This window comes from Leucobacter faecis, assembly GCF_054456695.2.
In genome coordinates this window covers 193,046-210,152 of sequence record NZ_JBTJER020000004.1, presented here as the reverse complement: position 1 = coordinate 210,152, position 17,107 = coordinate 193,046, and the positions used below count along the sequence as shown (strand labels likewise).

Genomic DNA, 17,107 nt, shown 5'->3' with positions numbered 1-17,107 from the left:
GAACAGCATCAATCTCGCGAATAGCACCTCGATGCGTGAAATATTGATGTTTTACGAATGATTGATGTGCGAACTGGGTTACCGGGCGAAAGCCTCGGTGACCGGTCGAAACTTTGAGACGGTTTCGCGCAGCTCGCCGGCCGGGTCGGACCCCGCTACGATGCCGCCGCCGGCGCTCGCGAGCACCCGGCGAGAGCCGGTCACGGCGTCTGGCCCACTCAGCTGAGCGCAGCGCAGTGCGATCGCCCACTCGCCGTCGCCCGCATGGTCGATCCAGCCCACGGCGCCCGAGTAGCGCCCCCGGTCGAACGGTTCGAGCTCGTCGATCGCATCGATTGCGTCGCGGGTGGGAGTTCCCGCGACCGCCGCCGTCGGGTGCAACGCATCGACGAGTGCGAGCGACGATCCGGCCTCGCCGAGGGTCGCGCCTAGGTCGGTCGCGAGGTGCCACACGTTGGGCAGCTCGAGCGCGAACGGTTCTTCGTTCGTGCGCAGGCCGGTGACGTGGGGTGCGAGCGCGGTCACCACGCTCTGCACCGCGAACGCGTGCTCGTGCTGTTCCTTCGAACTCGTGAGCAGTTCGTCCCGGGCGCGCGCATCGCGCGCCGCGTCTTCGGTGTGCCTGCCGCGGGTGCCCGCGAGCACGCGCGCCGACACGCTACCGCCGGTCGAGCGCACGAGCGTCTCGGGACTCGCCCCGATGAGCCCGTCGACCGCAAACGTCCAGCAGTCGAGGTAGCGCTCCGCGAGCCGGGCGATGGGCGCGCGTAGGTCGGCGCCCGCCGTGAGCTCACCACGCACCTGCCGTGCGATCACAATTTTCTCGAGCTCGCCGCGAGCAATGCGCGCGTCTGCCTCGGCGACGCCAGCCAGATAATCGCGCACGCTCGCGGCGGTCTGCGAATGGAGATCCGCGAACTGCACACCGGGCCACGGCCCCGGCGCAATCGCCGCGGGCAGCTCGGGAGCATGCGGGTCGGCGGCTGGCTGATCCGGATCGTGCGTCGTAGCGGCCGTGGGCGTGTCAGCGGTGTCGTGTACGGTCGTGACCCACCAGATATCGCGGTGCTGCGCGACGAGCGTGCGCGGCACGATCAGCGTGCTTTCGGTCTCACTGCCGTCAGCGAAACTGAACGCACCGAACGCGACGAGGCCCGACCCTGGCACGCCAACCGGGTCATCGATGGTGGCGTCTGCCACGACCCGCTGCCAAGCGGCGGCGGCGTCGCGAAACCGCGAGGGGCCGCGAAACGTGAGGCGCAGAGCCTCGCCCGCGCCGATCGCGCCGCGGTCGCCGCGCAACCACACGAGCGGGGCAGCGGGGTCAGTGAGGGGGAGCAGGTCGACGCCGCTTGTGAGCGGGCGCGTTACCGCGTGAAGCCGGGGTGTGCTGGGTGTTGACACCCCACTAATCTACCCGGGCGGGCTGAAAGCAGTCGGGTCGTGCGATGGTTTGGGGGCTTTGCGTCGCCTTGGCCAGCTCGCGTGCGGATTCACGGGATAGCATGGAGTACGTGACTCGCCCAGACACCTCCACAAAGCACGCCGACGAGGTTTCGGCCATGTTCGATGAGGTCTCCCCTCGATACGACCTCATCAATGACGTGCTAACGGTGGGTAACGACCGCCTGTGGCGCATCGCGACCACCAAGGCGGTGGGGCCGCGCAAGGGAATGCGGGTTCTCGACCTCGCCGCGGGCACCGGCACGTCGTCGGCTGCGCTCGCGGCTCACGGTGCGCACGTGGTGGCCGCCGACTTCTCGGAGGGCATGCTCGCTGAGGGGCGCAAGCGTCACGCGGGCAACGACCTCATCGAGTTCGTGTGGGCCGACGCGACGCAGCTGCCGTTCGAGGACAACAGTTTTGATGCGGCAACGATTTCGTACGGACTGCGCAACGTGAGTGACCCTCGCAAGGCGCTCGCTGAGATGCGGCGCGTGGTAAAGCCCGGTGGCCGCGTGGTCATCGCAGAGTTTTCGACGCCGCCCGCTGCTGCGGTGCGCGCACCGTATGCCTGGTACGGCAAGCACGTGCTGCCGCGCATCGCCGGCGTGATTAACCGCGAGGCCGCGGGCGCCTACCGCTACCTGAACGAGTCGATCGAGGCGTGGCCTGCGCAAGAGGAACTTGCCTCGTGGCTGCGCGAAGCCGGGCTCGAGCGCGTCGCGTACCGCAACCTGACCTTTGGCATCGTTGCCCTGCACCGCGGCTTCGTACCGCGCGAAGAGGCTGCTGCTGCCGCTGAGAAGTCTGCCACCCCAAAGCCCTCAACCTCCGGAGACGACAAGTGATCCGACCTAGCGCCGCCGATACCGCTACCCAGGCGCTGCCCATGCGGCTATTTCAGGGAGCGCAAGATCGTCGCCACGCAAAGGAGCTGCAGCAGCAGCTCGAGCTGATCGAGAGCGAACTGATGACGCATCTCGACTTTGCGTCGCCGGTTGCAGACGCGCCCGCGCGCTACCTCATGGAGGCGGGTGGCAAGCGTATTCGACCCATGCTTACGCTCTTGACGAGTGAGCTGGGCAGCGGGCCGAACGAGCTCGTGCGCCGCGCGGCTCAGGCCGTTGAGATGACGCACCTGGCGTCGCTCTACCACGACGACGTCATGGACGACGCGAAGCTTAGGCGCGGAGTGCCCGCCACTCAGACCGTGTGGTCGAACTCGGTGGCGATTCTCGCTGGTGACCTCTTGTTTGCGCGCGCTTCGACGCTCGTTTCGGGCATGGGCGAAGAGGCGATTTTGCTGCAGGCGCGCACGTTCGAGCGGCTGTGCCTGGGCCAGCTGCACGAGACTGTCGGGCCGCAGGCGGGCGAGGCACCGATTCCGCACTACATTCAGGTGCTCGCCGACAAGACCGGCGCTTTGATTGCGACGGCCGCCCGTATGGGCGTCATGTTCAGTGGCGCCCCACTCGAATATGCCGATGCGGTTATGGAGTACGGCGAGCGTATCGGTGTGGCATTTCAGCTCATCGACGACGTCATTGACCTGTCGCCCAAGAAAGAGCAGACCGGCAAGAAGGCCGGCACTGACCTGCGGGCCGGTGTTGCTACGCTGCCACTGCTCTTGCTGCGCGAGCGTGCGGCGGCGGGCAACGAGGCAGACGCTGCGCTGCTCGCGCGCATCGACGCCGGTGTGTCAGCGATCGCTGAGGGCGCGGATCCCGCTGTGCTCGACCCCGAGGTGACTGCGCTGCGTGAGCACGAGGTCACCCGCGAGACCGAAGAAACGGCTCGTCGCTGGGCGACCGATGCTGTGGCAGCGCTCGACGTGCTGCCGAAGTCGTCTGTGAAGCGTGCGCTGGAGCGCATGGCCGACTCGATTGTCAATCGCGAGGGCTAGGCACCGACCTAGATTGAACATTCCGAGTGCGGAATGGAAGGGAAGACTTTAGAACCATGGAGACCATGCGACTGGCGATTGTTGGCGCAGGCCCGGCGGGCATCTACGCCGCAGACCTGCTGCAGAAGGCGGAGCGCGATTTTGAGGTCGAGATTGACCTCTTCGAGCAACTACCTGCCCCCTACGGGCTGGTGCGCTACGGCGTCTCGCCCGACCACCCGCGCATCAAGGGCATCATCAACGCGCTGCGCGACGTGCTCGACAGTGGCAGTGTGCGGTATTTCGGTAACGTGCGCTACGGCCAAGACATCACGCTCGATGATCTGAAGAAGCACTACCACGCTGTGATCTTCTCGACCGGCGCGATCCGTGACGCGTCACTCAGCATTCCCGGCATCGAAGCTGACGGCTCGTACGGCGCCGCCGATTATGTGAGCTGGTTCGACGGGCACCCTGACGTGCCCCGCACCTGGCCGCTCGAAGCCCGCGAGGTCGGCGTTATTGGCAACGGTAACGTTGCGCTCGATGTATCGCGCATGCTGATCAAGCACGCCGACGACCTGCTGCCCACCGAGATTCCGCAGAACGTCTACGAGGGGCTCAAGCAGAACCCCATCGAAGAGCTGCACCTGTTTGGCAGGCGCGGCCCGAAGTATGTCAAGTTCACGCCGCTCGAGCTGCGCGAGCTGGGCGAGCTGCGCGATGTCGACATGGTGATCGACGAACGCGACTTTGATCGCGAAGACGCATACGCCGACGAGGTGCTGGCGAAGAACAAGCAGGTGCTTGTCATGACGCGCATCATGGACAAGTGGCGTGCGGAGCAGCGGGAGCGCGAGGCGTCAGGTGAGGTGGCCTCACGTAAGCTGCACCTCCACTTCTGGTCCAAGCCTGTAGAGGTGGTGACCGAGGAGGGTCGCGTTGTGGGCCTGAAGATTGAGCGCACCGCACCCGACGGTGAGGGCGGTGTCATCGACACCGGTGAGTTCGAAGTGATCCCGATGCAGTCGCTGTACCGCGCCGTCGGCTACTTCGGCTCACCCGTCGACGAGATTCCTTTCGACGAAGCGCGTGGCGTGATTCCCAACAAGCAGGGCCGGGTACACAACCTCGAAGGCAACCAGGTGCACGGTGTGTACGCGACCGGCTGGATCAAGCGCGGTCCCGTCGGCCTCATCGGCCACACGAAGTCTGATGCGATGGAAACGCTCGAGTGCCTCATGGCCGACCGCGACTGCTGGTGGAACCCCGAGAACCCGTCGGGCGACGCCGTGCGCGCGCTGCTGCACGACCGCGAGGTGCCCTACACCGATCTCGAGGGCTGGCACCGACTCGACGACCACGAGATCGGGCTGGGCGAGCCCGAGGGTCGTGCCCGCATTAAGGTCGTCTCGCGCGACGAGATGACCCGCATTTCGCGCGGCGAGTAGCGCATTAGCGTTTCAGGCTGACGAACATTTCTCGCCTGAGCGCATCGACGTGGCCGCGGGCAATATGCACCGCGGCCGCGGCGTCGTTAGCGCGAAATGCGGCGACGAGGGCGCGGTGTTCGCAGCGAGAGCTCTCCATTTGTACCAATGGGTAGGGGATGTAGTAACGCGTGAGAGCCACGTAGTGCTCAACGTACGTTGACACCTCGGGGAGCCCGCTGATTTCTGCACAGTATAGATGAAATTGTCGATCTGGCAGGTGGTGTTCGAGCCAGCTTTCGGCCGATTCCGATTCGTCGAGGAAGCCTTCAAGGATCGCGCACTGTGCGGGTGTAGCCACGAGTGCCGCCGCATGCACGATGGCGCTTTCCATCAAGCTGCGCTGGTCGATGAGACGATGCACCGCATGCTTGTCAGCACGAAATGCGACGACCGATGGGTCCTCAATGTGGGGCGGAGCGTCTGCGACGAATGTGCCGCCGCCGCGACCGCGCCGTCGAACGAGCACGCCGTCTGAAACGAGACTTTCGAGTGCCCGCCTTGCCGTGATCTCGCTAACTTCAAGCCCTGAAGCGATGAGCTGAATCCGTGGCAGTTGACTCCCAGGTGCCAGGAGCGCGTGTTCGACGGCCAGCAGAATGCGCGCGCGCACGGTGTCAACGGCAGAGAGCCTGGTGGGGGCAGCGGAGCCAGGTGACGAGGACAGCATGGGGTTGTGCGCCGACTTCTCAACCCAAGTTTGTGACGCCATAACTTGAGTATATCCAACGAATGCTCTAGATTGATCAAAATGAACAGTTATCAGGCGCCGTCGGCTGACCGGAAGATCGACGCAGGATCCCGGCTATTCATCGGGCTTGCCCAGCGGGCCCCGATTGCCTTCGAATCGCCGCTCGATCGTTTTCGAGCCGACGTTGCAGAGACGCTGAATGCACACCCCGAGATTGGGTTGCTCGTGTACCCCGAGATGCACCTGCACGGGACCGAACATCTCGCCGAAGAAGATCGACCTGCCGCCCTCGAAGCTGCCGCGGTTCGGCTCGATTCAGCGTTTGTGCACACGCTCGGTGCCATCGCGGCAGAACACGGAATCTGGCTGAGCCCGGGCAGTATTGGGGAGCGCGGACCAGGCGGCGAGTTCTACAACACGCAACTGCTGTTTGACCCGATGGGAGTGCTACGCGCGTCCTATCGCAAGATTTTTCCATGGCGTCCATTTGAGCCGCATCTGCCCGGCACCGAGTTTGTAGTCGAACAGATGGATGAGATCGGAACCGCTGGGCTCTCCATTTGCTACGACGCGTGGTTTCCCGAACACTCCAGACAACTGGCCTGGCTGGGGGCAGACATGGTGCTCAACATCGTGAAGACCACGAGCGAGGACCGAGAGCAAGAACTGGTACTGGCCCGCGCGAATGCAATCGTGAACCAGAACTATATGATCAGCGTTAACTGCGCCGGCCCCGTTGGGCGCGGGCGCAGCATCGCTGTCGGGCCGGAGGGGTGGGTGCTCGCCGAAGCTGGCATCGGGGAGCAAACTCTCGTCGTTCCGTTCGACCGCGCTGAAGTAGCCCGGATCCGATCTGAAGGAACGGCAGGGTCGAACCGACTGTGGAGCCAGTTTGCACCCAGTGACGCGCCGGTGCCTTTGCCCATGTATCAAGGGCGCATCGACCCGATGACTTGGGCCCCCCGTAGCGCGAACGAGCTTTAGCAGAACCGCGGCATGGCGCCGACGCCTGCCGCCAGACAAAAGTCCCAACACGACGCGAGTGCGTCAATTAGTGCTGCTGCGAAGTGGTGCAATGCCGGAATGACAGAGAAAAACAACGGAGTCCACATGTCACAAACCACATCGCCAGTCACGCTCACGCGCACGCTCAGGTTGCCGTCGCTCGTCATCTTTGGGCTGGCCTACCTCACCCCGCTTATCGTGTTGGGCATCTTTGGTGTCATTGCTTCGGAGACGGGCGGGGCGAGTTCGAGCGCGTACCTGATTGCCCTCGTTGCGATGCTCTTCACCGCGAACAGCTATGGGCGTATGGCGGCGGTATACCCTGAGTCGGGCTCGTCTTACACCTACGTGCGGCGCACTATTGACGGTCGGGTGGGGTTTCTCGTTGGCTGGGCGACGATGCTCGACTACCTATTTTTGCCGATGGTGATCTGGCTGATCGGCGGCTCCTACCTGCAAGCCCAGTTCCCAGGGGTGCCAATGCCGGTGTGGATCTTGTCGTTTATCCTGTTGACCTCTGCGTTGAACGTCATCGGTATCAAGGTCGCTGACCGTGTCAACCTGGTGCTCATGGCTTTTCAAGTTCTCGTAATCGTGTTCTTCGTCGTTCTCGCCTTCGCAGATGTTGCTCGCGCTGATGGCGCAGCCGGGCTTGTGAGCGCAGCGCCGTTCATGGGAACGAATATCGGTCTCACCGAAATTACCGCGGGCGCCGCGATCGCGGCCTACTCCTTTCTCGGCTTCGACGCGGTCACCACGCTCACTGAAGAGACCATCGAACCAGCGAAGACGGTTCCCAAAGCGATCATGTTGATTGCGCTTATTGGCGGCGGCATTTTTGTTCTCGTGTCGTATGCGGTGCAGCTTGTGCACCCCGGTGGCGTGTTCGAAAACGCCGATGCAGCCGCGTCTGAGATCGCCGTGCGCATTGGCGGGTCATTCTTTGGCGCCGTGTTCCTTGCCGCGCTCGTTGTCGCCCAATTCACCTCAGGTATCGCAGCCCAAGCCGCGGGCAGCCGACTGCTGTATGCCATGGGTCGCGACGGGGTGCTTCCCAAGCGCTTCTTTGGTGCGCTTAACAACCGCTTTCACACGCCGGTCTTCAGCATTCTTGCGATCGCGGTGGTGGGGTTGATCGCCATTTTCATGGATGTTGCGACGTCGACGTCGTTCATTAACTTCGGTGCGTTTATTTCGTTCATCATGGTGAACGTGTCGGTGATCGTGTTCTGGGCGAAGAAGCGGCGCCGCGGCGAGCACCCTAACGTGTTGCTCTACCTAGTATTTCCCGCCATCGGCGTCGTGGTGATCGCGTTTTTGCTTACCCAGCTCGATAGCCATGCGATTACACTCGGCCTGATCTGGCTCGGGGTGGGCGTGGGGATCCTGGCTATCGTGACCCGTGGATTCAAACGGCAGCCGCCGGAGCTCGCCGTCGACGAAGTCGAATAACTAGCAGCGAGGACGTTACAGCAGCTCGGCGACCGCTTCGAGCACCTCGCTCGTGCCGCCCTCGATGCGCAGCGTGATGGACTCCCGTGCATCAACTTGTGTTGGCCCACGGTTGATCACAATGATAGGAATTTCGTGCCGCTCGGCACGGTGCACGAGCCGTAGACCGGTGTTCACCGCGAGCGAGGTGCCCGCGAGAATCAGTGCGTCAGCGTGTTCGACGAGGCTCGCGGCTGCGCGAAACACGGGCAGCGGAACCATCTCACCGAAGTACACCACGTCGGGCCGCAGGAGCCCACCGCAGGCCGGGCAGTCAGGCACAACAACACCGCCTGGGGCGCTCACCGCCGCGTCACCGTCGGGCGCGATCTCGGCCCCCGCGTGTGCGAGCGCGTAACCGGGGTTCAGCTCATCAAAGCGGGCAAGCACGGCCGTGCGGGCGTACGTGCGGTTGCACCTCGTGCAACGGGTCACGTCCCCCCGCCCGTGCAGTTCTACGAGCGTGCGGGATCCGGCGACGCGATGCAGGCCGTCGACATTCTGGGTCGCGACGCCCGAGACCTGCCCGCCCATTTCGAGCCGGGCCAGCGCGAGATGGCCCGCATTGGGAGAGAGCGAGGCCATGCGGTCTGCTCCGACCCGGGCGCCAGCCCAGAACCTGCGTCGATACGCCGCGTCAGACATGAACTCGCCGATGCGCATGGGGGAGCGGGGAGGGGATCCGGCGCCTCGGTAATCGGGGATCCCTGAGTCGGTCGAGACTCCCGCGCCGGTGAGCACCGCGGCCTGACGGCTCGAAAGAATGTGGGCGAGGCGATCGAGCTCTGACGCTGTGACTGACATGCGATCCTCTCAGGCAGGGTCGGGCGAGGTAGAGCGAGGCGGGGCGGTAGAATTACACGCATGACCACCGCGCGCGAACAGCTTATCGACCTCATTACGAGCGAGGCCGTGTTTCACGGCGACTTTACGCTCACCAGTGGCAAGAAGGCCACGTATTACATTGACCTGCGCAAGCTGTCGCTCGATCACCGTGCGGCTCCACTGATCGGCCAGGTCATGCTCGACCTCATCGACGACATTGACGGTGTCGTTGCCGTGGGCGGCCTCACCATGGGCGCGGACCCGATCGCCTCGGCGATCATGCACCAGGGCGTCGCGGCAGGCAAGGTGTACGACTCGTTCGTCGTGCGCAAGGAGCCCAAGGATCACGGCCGCGGCCGCCAGGTTGAGGGCCCCGACCTTAACGGCAAGCGCGTCGTCGTCGTTGAAGACACCTCGACGACCGGCGGATCCCCGCTCGCCGCGATCGAGGCGCTGAAGAAGGTTGGCGCTGAGATCGCCGCCGTCGCTGTAGTCGTCGATCGCCAGGCCCCCGCGAAGGCCCGCATCGAAGAAGCTGGCTACGAGTACCGCTTCGCGATTGGCCTCGAAGACCTGGGCCTCGCTCCGCAGTAAGTATCCGTTTGACACGTCAGCCCGCGCCATATGGCGCGGGCTGACGTGTTCTCGGGACGACACCCGTCGTCGCTGGGCCGGCGCAAATGATGATACGTTGGTCTGACCAATGGCGTGTTGTGCGGTGTTGTGGTGTGGAGAACAGGGGTAGGCAAAGGTGGACTGGGCGGCGATGGGGCGTGTTGAGACGCTGTCGGTGCCCGACCGTCTCTCGATTGACTTTGAACGACTCATCCTCGACGGCACACTGAAACCCGGCGACAAGATACCCCCAGAGCGCGAACTGGCCGAGCACCTCAAGGTTTCGCGCGCTTCGATCCGGGACGCCTTGCGAGAGCTCGAGAACCGTGGCTTCATCGACCGTAAACCAGGGCGGGGCACGATTGTGCTGCAGCAGGGCGACCGTGCGCAGATCGACAATGACATGCTCGACGCGATTGCAACGCTGCGCCCCGAACTACACGACATTATGGAACTGCGCGCCATAGTTGAGCCGCCCATTGCCCGCATCACCGCGGGGCGGGCGACTTCGAGAGATCTCGCGCAACTACGTGAACTCGTCGAAGCGATGGAGGGCGATATCACGAACGAGCGCTACGCCGAGCTCGACCGCGCATTTCACCAGGCCATCGCCCAGTACGCGCACAACCCGCTGCTCGCCTTCATCAACGAACAGATCGCGCAGCAGATCGAGCCGAGCCGAGCAGGGCGCTACCAAACCAAGGCACGACGCAGCGCCTCAAGTGCCGCGCACCGCCGCATCTACGAGGCGATCGCGGCGGGCGACGGCGCGCTCGCCGAGCAGGAAGCGCGCGACCACGTGCACTCCATCAGCCATGAAATCGCACGGGCCGCAAAGTAGCCCCGGTGACCAGCCGACAGCAACCCAACGGAGGGCCAGCAGCACCATGAGCACCAGCACGATCGACACCACCCACGCCCACCCCCGCGGGGCGATTTCGACCTCGCACCACCTGGCCACCGAGGCGGGAGCGGCCGCGCTCGAGGCGGGTGGCACCGCGATCGACGCGGCCCTGGCGGCCGCAGCGACCCTCTGCGTCGTGTACCCCAACAATGTCGCGCTCGGCGGCGACTTGGTCGCCCTGGTCAAAGACCCGACGGGCAAGATCCACTTCTTGAACGCCACCGGCCCCGCCGCCGCGGCCGAGACGCTTGAAGCTCTGCGCGACAAACACGGCAAGCAGCTGCCACTGCGCGACATCGACACGGTGAACCTGCCCGGCGGCATTTGCGGCTGGAACTCGCTGCACGAGCTCGGCGCGAAACTGCCCTGGGCCGACCACTTCAAAGCGGCCAGACGACACGCGCGTGACGGTTTCGCCAACTCGAAGACCGTTGCACAGGCGCTCATCGACGAGAGGGCGCACCTCGAACAAGACCCCGGTGCCCGCGAGATCTTCTACCCCGAAGGCCGCGCGATCGCCGAGGGCGAGACGCTCACGCAACCCGCCCTCGCCGCATCGCTCGACGCGCTCGCTGCGGGCGGCTCGCACGAGTTCTACGAGGGCGAGCTGGCTGGGCGCTGGATCGCAGGGCTGCAAGACCTCGGTTCAAAACTCACGCTCGATGATGCCAAGGACTACAGCGCTGCGTGGGAGCCTGCAATCGAGGGCGACTACGCCGACCTGCGCGTGATCACGGGCCCGCCCAACACGTCGGGGTTCATGCTGCTGCGCGCGCTCCAAGAAATCACGGCGGGCATCGAAGACCCGCTCGGAGCCGGGGCTGGCGAGCTGGCGCAGGCTTTCGCGCGCGCCAACGCGGTGCGCGCGAGCCACCTGGGTGACCCGAAGTTCGGGTGCAAGGCGGGCGATGAGCTCATCACCATGGTGGCGACCGAGCACCCGCTTCCGGGGCGGCCGAAGGCAACCGGCGACACGGTGGGCCTCAGCGCGATCAGCGACGACGGCTGGGCAATCTCGCTCATCAACTCGGTGTACCACGGCTTTGGCGCGGCCATTCTCGAACCCGAAACTGGCATTCTGTTTCAAAACCGTGGCACCTCGTTCTCGCTCGACCCCGCCGCCCCTAACGCCTTCGCGCCCGGCAAGCGCCCGAGCCACACGCTCATGCCGGTGCTCGTCATGAACGGTGAAAGCCTGGAGTGGGTGCCCGCCACCATGGGCGGCTCGGGCCAGCCGCAGATTCACGCGCAGCTGCTACTGCACGCGCTCGCAGGTGCCACCCCGCGCGAGGCGACCCACGCCCCACGCTGGATGGTGCGCGAACCAGACGCGCACGGGGTCGTCACGATTCTGGTCGAAGAAGACGTACCCGCCGTCACCCGCGCGGCGCTTGCGCGATCCGGATTTGAAATAAAGATCGTGCCGCCGCGCACCGAAGACCTCGGTCACTCGAACTTGATTCGCGTGACGGCCGCAGGCTACGAGGCCGCAAGCGACCCGCGCAGCGACGGCTCAGCGATCGTCGTGCCCGCGCATGCCTAAGTCAGCGCAGCACAAGGTCCCTCGTCATTCTGCGCGCAGTCGCAGAATCCAACGTGGATCCTGCGACTCGCTACGCTCGCGCAGGATGACGAATTGACTCGCTACGCTCGCGCAGGATGACGAATTAACTCACCGGCGCGATCCAGAAGACTTCATCACAACAACAGAAACTAGGTAGTTCACCGTTATGGCCCCAGAAATTCGCCCTAAAGCACACTTCTTGATTCTCGTCGGCATCGCCGGCGGCCTGCTGTCGGGGCTCTTCGGCATCGGCGGCGGCACGATCATCGTGCCGGCGCTCGCGATCTGGCTGTCGATGCCGCAGAAGCTGTCGGCTGGCACCTCGGTGCTCGCGATTTTGCCGACGGCAGCGGTAGGCGCGACGACCTACGCGTTGCAGGGGCACGTCGACTGGGTCGCGGCGATCTGCCTCGCGCTCGGCATGATCATCGGCGCGCAGGTGGGCGCCTACCTGCTGCACAAACTGTCGGTCGATTTCGTGCAGTGGGCGTTCATGATCTTCCTCGCGGCGATCATTGTGACCCTGTGGTTCGTGGTGCCCAGCCGCGACGCAAGCATCGACATGGACTTCTTGACCGTCTCCATGCTCGTGATCACCGGCTTCATCACCGGCATTCTCTCGGGCATTCTGGGGGTGGGCGGCGGCGTCGTCGTCGTGCCGGTGCTGATGTTCTTCTTCGGCGCGAACGATCTGATCGCGAAGGGCACGTCGCTGCTCATGATGATCCCCGGATCGATTTCTGCGACGCTCGGCAACCTGCGACGCCAGAACGTCGACTTTAGGGCTGCCGCTTTCGTGGGCCTCGCCGCGTGCCTCTTTGTGCCGCTCGGTTCGCTGTTCGCGGGCTGGATCGACCCGTTCTGGGGCAACGTGGCGTTCTCGCTCTACCTCGTGTTTATTCTCACCCAGATGATGGTGCGCTGGTTCAAGAAGCGGGCGAAGTAGCGGGCGGTGCCGTCGTCGCGGGTGCGCTAGCGCGCCTGCGGCGCACCAGCGCCACGATCCACTCGGTGACGAGCCACACCCAGCTCGCGAGCCAGACCGTCGCGGCAATGAACAGTAGTACAGTCGACAGCTGTTCCCCCTGCGGGGTCGAAGACATGCCGAGTGCAAAAGTCACCGCCGACCCGTAGTCACCGCCGTCGCCCCCGTCGACGAGCGAGCACGCCGACAGCACGAACGCGATCGAGGTGATCCACGCCGCAACGCGCCCGCGCGCTGCGCCGCTCGTGCCCGCGCCCAACACACCGCGCTGCCGCAGCATGCCCGTGCCTGCGATCACGCACTGCAGCGCATAGCCGAGCGCGAGTGGCAGCAGGGCGAAGAGGAACACGATCAACATCCAGCCAGGGAAGGCGAAGACCTTGATCGCGATGCCGAGCACCGGGGCGATGATGAGGGCGAGACCGGCCGCCCGGGCACGGTTATGCTGTGGGTCAGCCGTGCGCAGAGATGTATTCATGGACTGAGTGTGGCACACCGGCCCGCGGCGGCGGTAGCGCCGGGCCCAATGATCCGGATCAAAAATATGCGCGAGAAATTCCGTTAATGAGCAGTCGTTAAACGGAACTTCTCGCGCATATTTTGCGGCGGCGGCCCAGGGGCGCGGCAGCCGCAGGGCCAGAGCGCTATAGCAGGTCGGCGACCGAGTTCAGCACCTCGTCGGGGCGAAACGGAAACCGCTCGATCTCGGCGCGGTCGGCGATGCCGGTCATCACGAGCACGGTGTGCAGACCCGCCTCCATGCCCGCGACGATGTCGGTGTCCATGCGGTCGCCGATCATGCCCGTGTTGTGCGAGTGCGCACCGATCTTGTTGAGCGCCGAGCGAAACATCATGGGGTTGGGTTTGCCGACCACGTAGGGCACACGCCCCGTCGCCTTCGTAATGAGCGCGTTGATGGCGCCCGTCGCGGGCAGCACGCCCTCGGTGCTGGGGCCGGTCGCGTCGGGGTTCGTCGAAATGAACCGGGCGCCGCCAATGATCAGCCGAATCGCCTTCGTGATCGCCTCAAACGAGTAGCTGCGTGTCTCGCCCACGACCACAAAGTCGGGGTTTGCTTCGGTCATGATGTAGCCGGCGTCGTGCAGCGCGGTGTGCAGGCCCGCCTCGCCCACCACGTACGCCGAACCGTCGGGCTTCTGCTGCTTCAAGAACGCGGCCGTCGCGAGCGCGCTCGTCCAGATCCGGTCCTCGGGCACATCGATGCCGCTCGCGGCGAGGCGCGCGCTCAGATCACGCGCCGTGAAGATTGAGTTGTTCGTGAGTACCAGGTAGGGCGTCTCGGTGTCGCGCCAGTGCCCCAACAGCTCAGCCGCACCAGGAATCGCCTGGTTCTCGTGCACGAGCACGCCGTCCATGTCGGTCAACCAGCATTCAATGTCGTCGCGGCGGGGGTGCTGCTCTGCATGCGTCATGTCTTTAGCGTAGTCCCGGTGCATGAATCGTGGGTTACTGGCAGACTGGAAACATGCATGAGCGAGCGGGCCGGCCGGCTACAGGCGAAGATCTGATCGATGTCGAAGCCCTAATTGCGGCGTATTTTGCTGAGGTGCCAGACCCCGAGATCGCGGCGCAGCGCGTCGCGTTTGGCACTTCGGGGCACCGGGGATCGTCACTCAAGCGCTCCTTCAACGAGGCGCACATCGTGGCGATCTGCGCGGCGATCGCCGAGTATCGTGCGGCGCAGGGCATCGAGGGGCCGCTGTTCATTGGCTCCGACACCCACCCGCTTTCGGTGCCCGCTGAGCTGACTGCGCGCGAGGTGCTCTCGGGGGCTGGCGTCCACGTGCTGGCTAGATCCGGATCAGGAGACGAACTGTTTGTGCCGACCCCCGCGCTCAGCCACGCGATTCTCACCCACAACCGGGGCCGCGCCGCCGACGACCCGCAGCGCGCCGACGGCATCATCGTGACTCCGAGCCACAACCCACCGAGTGACGGGGGCATTAAATACAACCCGCCGCACGGCGGGCCCGCCGACTCAGACGCGACCGATTGGATCGCGCAGCGCGCCAACGAGCTGCTCGAGCACGGTGTCGCGTGGGTGCCGCGCGACGGGCGTGACGAGGTCGACGGTGCGCCGATTGGGCGCTACGACTTTCTCGGCGAGTACGTTGAGTCGCTCGGTGAGGTCATCGACGTTGACGCGATTCGCCGGGCGGGCGTGCGCATGGCGGCGCACCCGCTGGGCGGGGCGAGCGTCGCTTACTGGGCGGCCATTCGTGACCGGTTTGATCTCGACCTGACCGTGCTCGGGCCCGGTGTCGACCCGCAGTGGGGGTTCATGCACCTCGACTGGGATGGCAAGATCCGTATGGATCCGTCGTCTGCGAACGTGATGAGCACGGTGGAGGGGTACCGCGACGATTATCCGATCGTGACGGGCAATGATGCCGACGCCGACCGGCACGGCATCATGACCCGCGACGGCGGGCTCATGAACCCGAACCACTACCTCGCTGTCGCGATCGACTACCTGCTCGAGCACCGCCCGGACTGGCCGGTCACCGCGGGCATTGGTAAGACGCTCGTGTCGTCGGCTCTGATCGACCGGGTGGTCGCCGCGCACGGTCGCACTCTGCTCGAGGTGCCCGTCGGGTTTAAATGGTTCGTGCCGGGGCTGTCTGACGGCAGCGTCGTGTTTGGCGGCGAAGAAAGTGCAGGGGCGTCGTTTCAACGCTTCGACGGCAGCGCCTGGAGCACCGACAAAGACGGCATCTTGCTGGCGCTGCTCGCCGCCGAGATTCTCGCGGTCACCGGGCAGACGCCGTCTGAACGGTACCGGGAGCTTGCTGACCGTTTTGGTGAGCCCGCTTATGCGCGCATTGACGCGGCCGCGACGCCCGAGCAGAAGGCTGCCTTGGCCCAGTTGTCGCCAGAAGACGTCACCGCTACAGAACTCGCGGGTGACCCGATCACGGCGATCTTGACCACGGCTCCCGGCAACGGGGCCAAGATTGGCGGGCTGAAGGTGCAGACCGAGCATGCCTGGTTTGCGGCCAGGCCCTCGGGCACCGAAGACGTGATGAAGATCTATGCGGAGTCTTTCAAGGGGGAGTCGCACCTGGCGCTCGTGCAGCGAGAAGCGCAGGCCCTCGTCGAGCGGGTGCTCGGGGCATAGGGCCTACTTTCGTCATCCTGCGCGAGCGTAGCGTCTGCTTTCGTCATCCTGCGCGAGCGTAGCGCCTACTTTCGTCATCCTGCGCGAGCGTAGCGAGTCGCAGGATCCACCCGCGGTACCCTGTGAACATGACGCACGCACCCGCCCCGGCCCGCCGCTACTCCTACCTGGGGCCCGCCGGCACGTTTACCGAGGCGGCGTTGAAGCAGGTCACCGAGGCCGAAGGTCAGGAGTGGTGCCCCGTCGATAACCTCGGCGAGGCGCTGCAGCACGTCGTCACGGGCGCGAGCCACGCCGCGATGATCGCGATCGAGAACTCGATCGACGGCGGGGTAACGGCGGCGCAGGACGCGCTCGCCACCACCCCCGGCCTGCGCATTATTGGCGAATACCTGGTGTCGGTGAACTTTGTGCTCGTCGCACGCCCCGGTACGCGGCTCGAAGACATTCGGGTCGTCTCGGGCCACCCCGTCGCTTACGCGCAGTGCAGGGCGTGGCTCGACGAAGCCGCCCCGCAGCACAAACACCTCGTCGCAACCTCAAACGTGCAGGCCGCCGCCGATCTGTTTGACGCCGCCAAAGGCGTCGATGCGGCCATCGCGCCGCCCGGCATCGACGCACACTTCGACGTTGACGTGCTGGGCGAGAAGCTCGCAGAGAACCCCGACGCGATGACACGGTTCGTGCTGGTGAGCGGAGCGGGCCCCGTGGCCGAGCCCACCGGCGCCGACAAGACGTCGCTCATCGTCGAGCTGCCCGAAGACCGCGCGGGCGCGCTGCTCGAGCTGCTCGAACAGTTCTCGACCCGCGGCGTGAACCTCACGCTCATCGCGTCGCGTCCCATCGGTGACCGCATGGGCCGCTACCGCTTCGTGCTCGACGCCGAGGGACACGTGAAAGACGAACGCGTCGCTGACGCCCTGCTCGGTGTCAAACGCTTCAGTCCCAAGGTCGTATTTCTGGGGTCGTACCCGCGCGCAGACCGGGTGAGCGCGAGCGTGCGCGACTCACACGATGACGAAACCTTTCGTGAGGCGCGCGACTGGTTGCGCACCATGATTGGTGGGTAGCCG

General features: G+C 65.0%; 16 protein-coding genes. 11 read left to right on the top strand and 5 right to left on the bottom strand.

All coding sequences use genetic code 11. The features are described from left to right. Window positions 1-78 precede the first annotated feature (78 nt). The gene (locus tag ACXR2W_RS06170) at window positions 79-1,404 is read right to left on the bottom strand and encodes an isochorismate synthase (RefSeq protein ID WP_458813257.1); all 1,326 of its coding nucleotides are present in this window, start codon (window positions 1,402-1,404) and stop codon (window positions 79-81) included. Window positions 1,405-1,514: 110 nt separating this feature from the next. On the opposite strand from ACXR2W_RS06170, the gene ubiE reads away from it, so the two are divergent. The 3 genes from ubiE to ACXR2W_RS06155 are packed head-to-tail and all read left to right on the top strand — an operon-like array spanning window position 1,515 to window position 4,776. Then, entirely contained in the window at window positions 1,515-2,291 is a 777-nt protein-coding gene (ubiE, locus tag ACXR2W_RS06165) for a bifunctional demethylmenaquinone methyltransferase/2-methoxy-6-polyprenyl-1,4-benzoquinol methylase UbiE (RefSeq protein WP_458813255.1), read from the top strand. 41 nt (window positions 2,292-2,332) lie between these two features. Further along, window positions 2,333-3,346 (top strand): polyprenyl synthetase family protein, encoded by a 1,014-nt coding sequence (locus tag ACXR2W_RS06160; protein ID WP_458813480.1) that lies wholly within the window; start codon window positions 2,333-2,335, stop codon window positions 3,344-3,346. Between the two features lie 56 nt (window positions 3,347-3,402). Further along, window positions 3,403-4,776 carry an FAD-dependent oxidoreductase gene (locus ACXR2W_RS06155; RefSeq protein ID WP_458813253.1) on the top strand — a complete coding sequence of 458 codons (1,374 nt, stop codon included), beginning with the start codon at window positions 3,403-3,405 and terminating at the stop codon, window positions 4,774-4,776. 4 nt (window positions 4,777-4,780) lie between these two features. Here ACXR2W_RS06155 and ACXR2W_RS06150 read toward each other — a convergent pair whose 3' ends face one another. After that, a complete protein-coding gene (locus tag ACXR2W_RS06150; protein WP_458813251.1) occupies window positions 4,781-5,527 on the bottom strand; it encodes a FadR/GntR family transcriptional regulator in 747 nt (248 codons plus the stop codon). A 39-nt stretch (window positions 5,528-5,566) separates the two neighbouring features. Between ACXR2W_RS06150 and ACXR2W_RS06145 the strand changes: the two genes are divergently transcribed. Both ACXR2W_RS06145 and ACXR2W_RS06140 read left to right on the top strand, forming a co-directional pair. After that, complete coding sequence (locus tag ACXR2W_RS06145; protein WP_458813249.1) at window positions 5,567-6,490, top strand: carbon-nitrogen hydrolase family protein; 924 nt, start codon at window positions 5,567-5,569, stop codon at window positions 6,488-6,490. A gap of 126 nt (window positions 6,491-6,616) precedes the next feature. Beyond that, a complete protein-coding gene (locus ACXR2W_RS06140; RefSeq protein ID WP_458813247.1) occupies window positions 6,617-7,963 on the top strand; it encodes an APC family permease in 1,347 nt (448 codons plus the stop codon). A gap of 15 nt (window positions 7,964-7,978) precedes the next feature. Here the strand turns inward: ACXR2W_RS06140 and ACXR2W_RS06135 are convergent, their stop codons facing one another. Beyond that, entirely contained in the window at window positions 7,979-8,806 is an 828-nt protein-coding gene (locus tag ACXR2W_RS06135) for a Sir2 family NAD-dependent protein deacetylase (RefSeq protein WP_458813245.1), read from the bottom strand. Window positions 8,807-8,866: 60 nt separating this feature from the next. Here ACXR2W_RS06135 and pyrE point away from each other — a divergent pair, with 60 nt between their 5' ends. The 4 genes from pyrE (at window position 8,867) to ACXR2W_RS06115 (ending at window position 12,856) form a co-directional block, all read left to right on the top strand. Next, window positions 8,867-9,421: an orotate phosphoribosyltransferase gene (gene pyrE / locus ACXR2W_RS06130; RefSeq protein ID WP_458813243.1), complete on the top strand. Its 555-nt coding sequence runs from the start codon at window positions 8,867-8,869 to the stop codon at window positions 9,419-9,421. Between the two features lie 172 nt (window positions 9,422-9,593). Next, window positions 9,594-10,283 carry a FadR/GntR family transcriptional regulator gene (locus ACXR2W_RS06125; protein WP_458838445.1) on the top strand — a complete coding sequence of 230 codons (690 nt, stop codon included), beginning with the start codon at window positions 9,594-9,596 and terminating at the stop codon, window positions 10,281-10,283. A 46-nt stretch (window positions 10,284-10,329) separates the two neighbouring features. After that, on the top strand, window positions 10,330-11,889 hold the full coding sequence (locus ACXR2W_RS06120) for a gamma-glutamyltransferase (protein ID WP_458813239.1): 1,560 nt from the start codon (window positions 10,330-10,332) through the stop codon (window positions 11,887-11,889). 187 nt (window positions 11,890-12,076) lie between these two features. Beyond that, entirely contained in the window at window positions 12,077-12,856 is a 780-nt protein-coding gene (locus tag ACXR2W_RS06115; protein ID WP_458813237.1) for a sulfite exporter TauE/SafE family protein, read from the top strand. On the opposite strand, the gene ACXR2W_RS06110 is transcribed toward ACXR2W_RS06115, so the two are convergent. Together ACXR2W_RS06110 and ACXR2W_RS06105 are read right to left on the bottom strand one after the other, a co-directional pair. Then, entirely contained in the window at window positions 12,837-13,373 is a 537-nt protein-coding gene (locus tag ACXR2W_RS06110; protein WP_458813235.1) for a hypothetical protein, read from the bottom strand. The genes ACXR2W_RS06115 and ACXR2W_RS06110 overlap by 20 nt on opposite strands. A 166-nt stretch (window positions 13,374-13,539) precedes the next feature. Beyond that, complete coding sequence (locus tag ACXR2W_RS06105; protein ID WP_458813233.1) at window positions 13,540-14,328, bottom strand: HAD-IIA family hydrolase; 789 nt, start codon at window positions 14,326-14,328, stop codon at window positions 13,540-13,542. 53 nt (window positions 14,329-14,381) lie between these two features. Between ACXR2W_RS06105 and pgm the strand changes: the two genes are divergently transcribed. Beyond that, a complete protein-coding gene (gene pgm / locus ACXR2W_RS06100; protein WP_458813231.1) occupies window positions 14,382-16,034 on the top strand; it encodes a phosphoglucomutase (alpha-D-glucose-1,6-bisphosphate-dependent) in 1,653 nt (550 codons plus the stop codon). 128 nt (window positions 16,035-16,162) lie between these two features. Next, window positions 16,163-17,104 (top strand): prephenate dehydratase, encoded by a 942-nt coding sequence (pheA, locus tag ACXR2W_RS06095; RefSeq protein ID WP_458813229.1) that lies wholly within the window; start codon window positions 16,163-16,165, stop codon window positions 17,102-17,104. The last annotated feature ends 3 nt before the right edge of the window (window positions 17,105-17,107 follow it).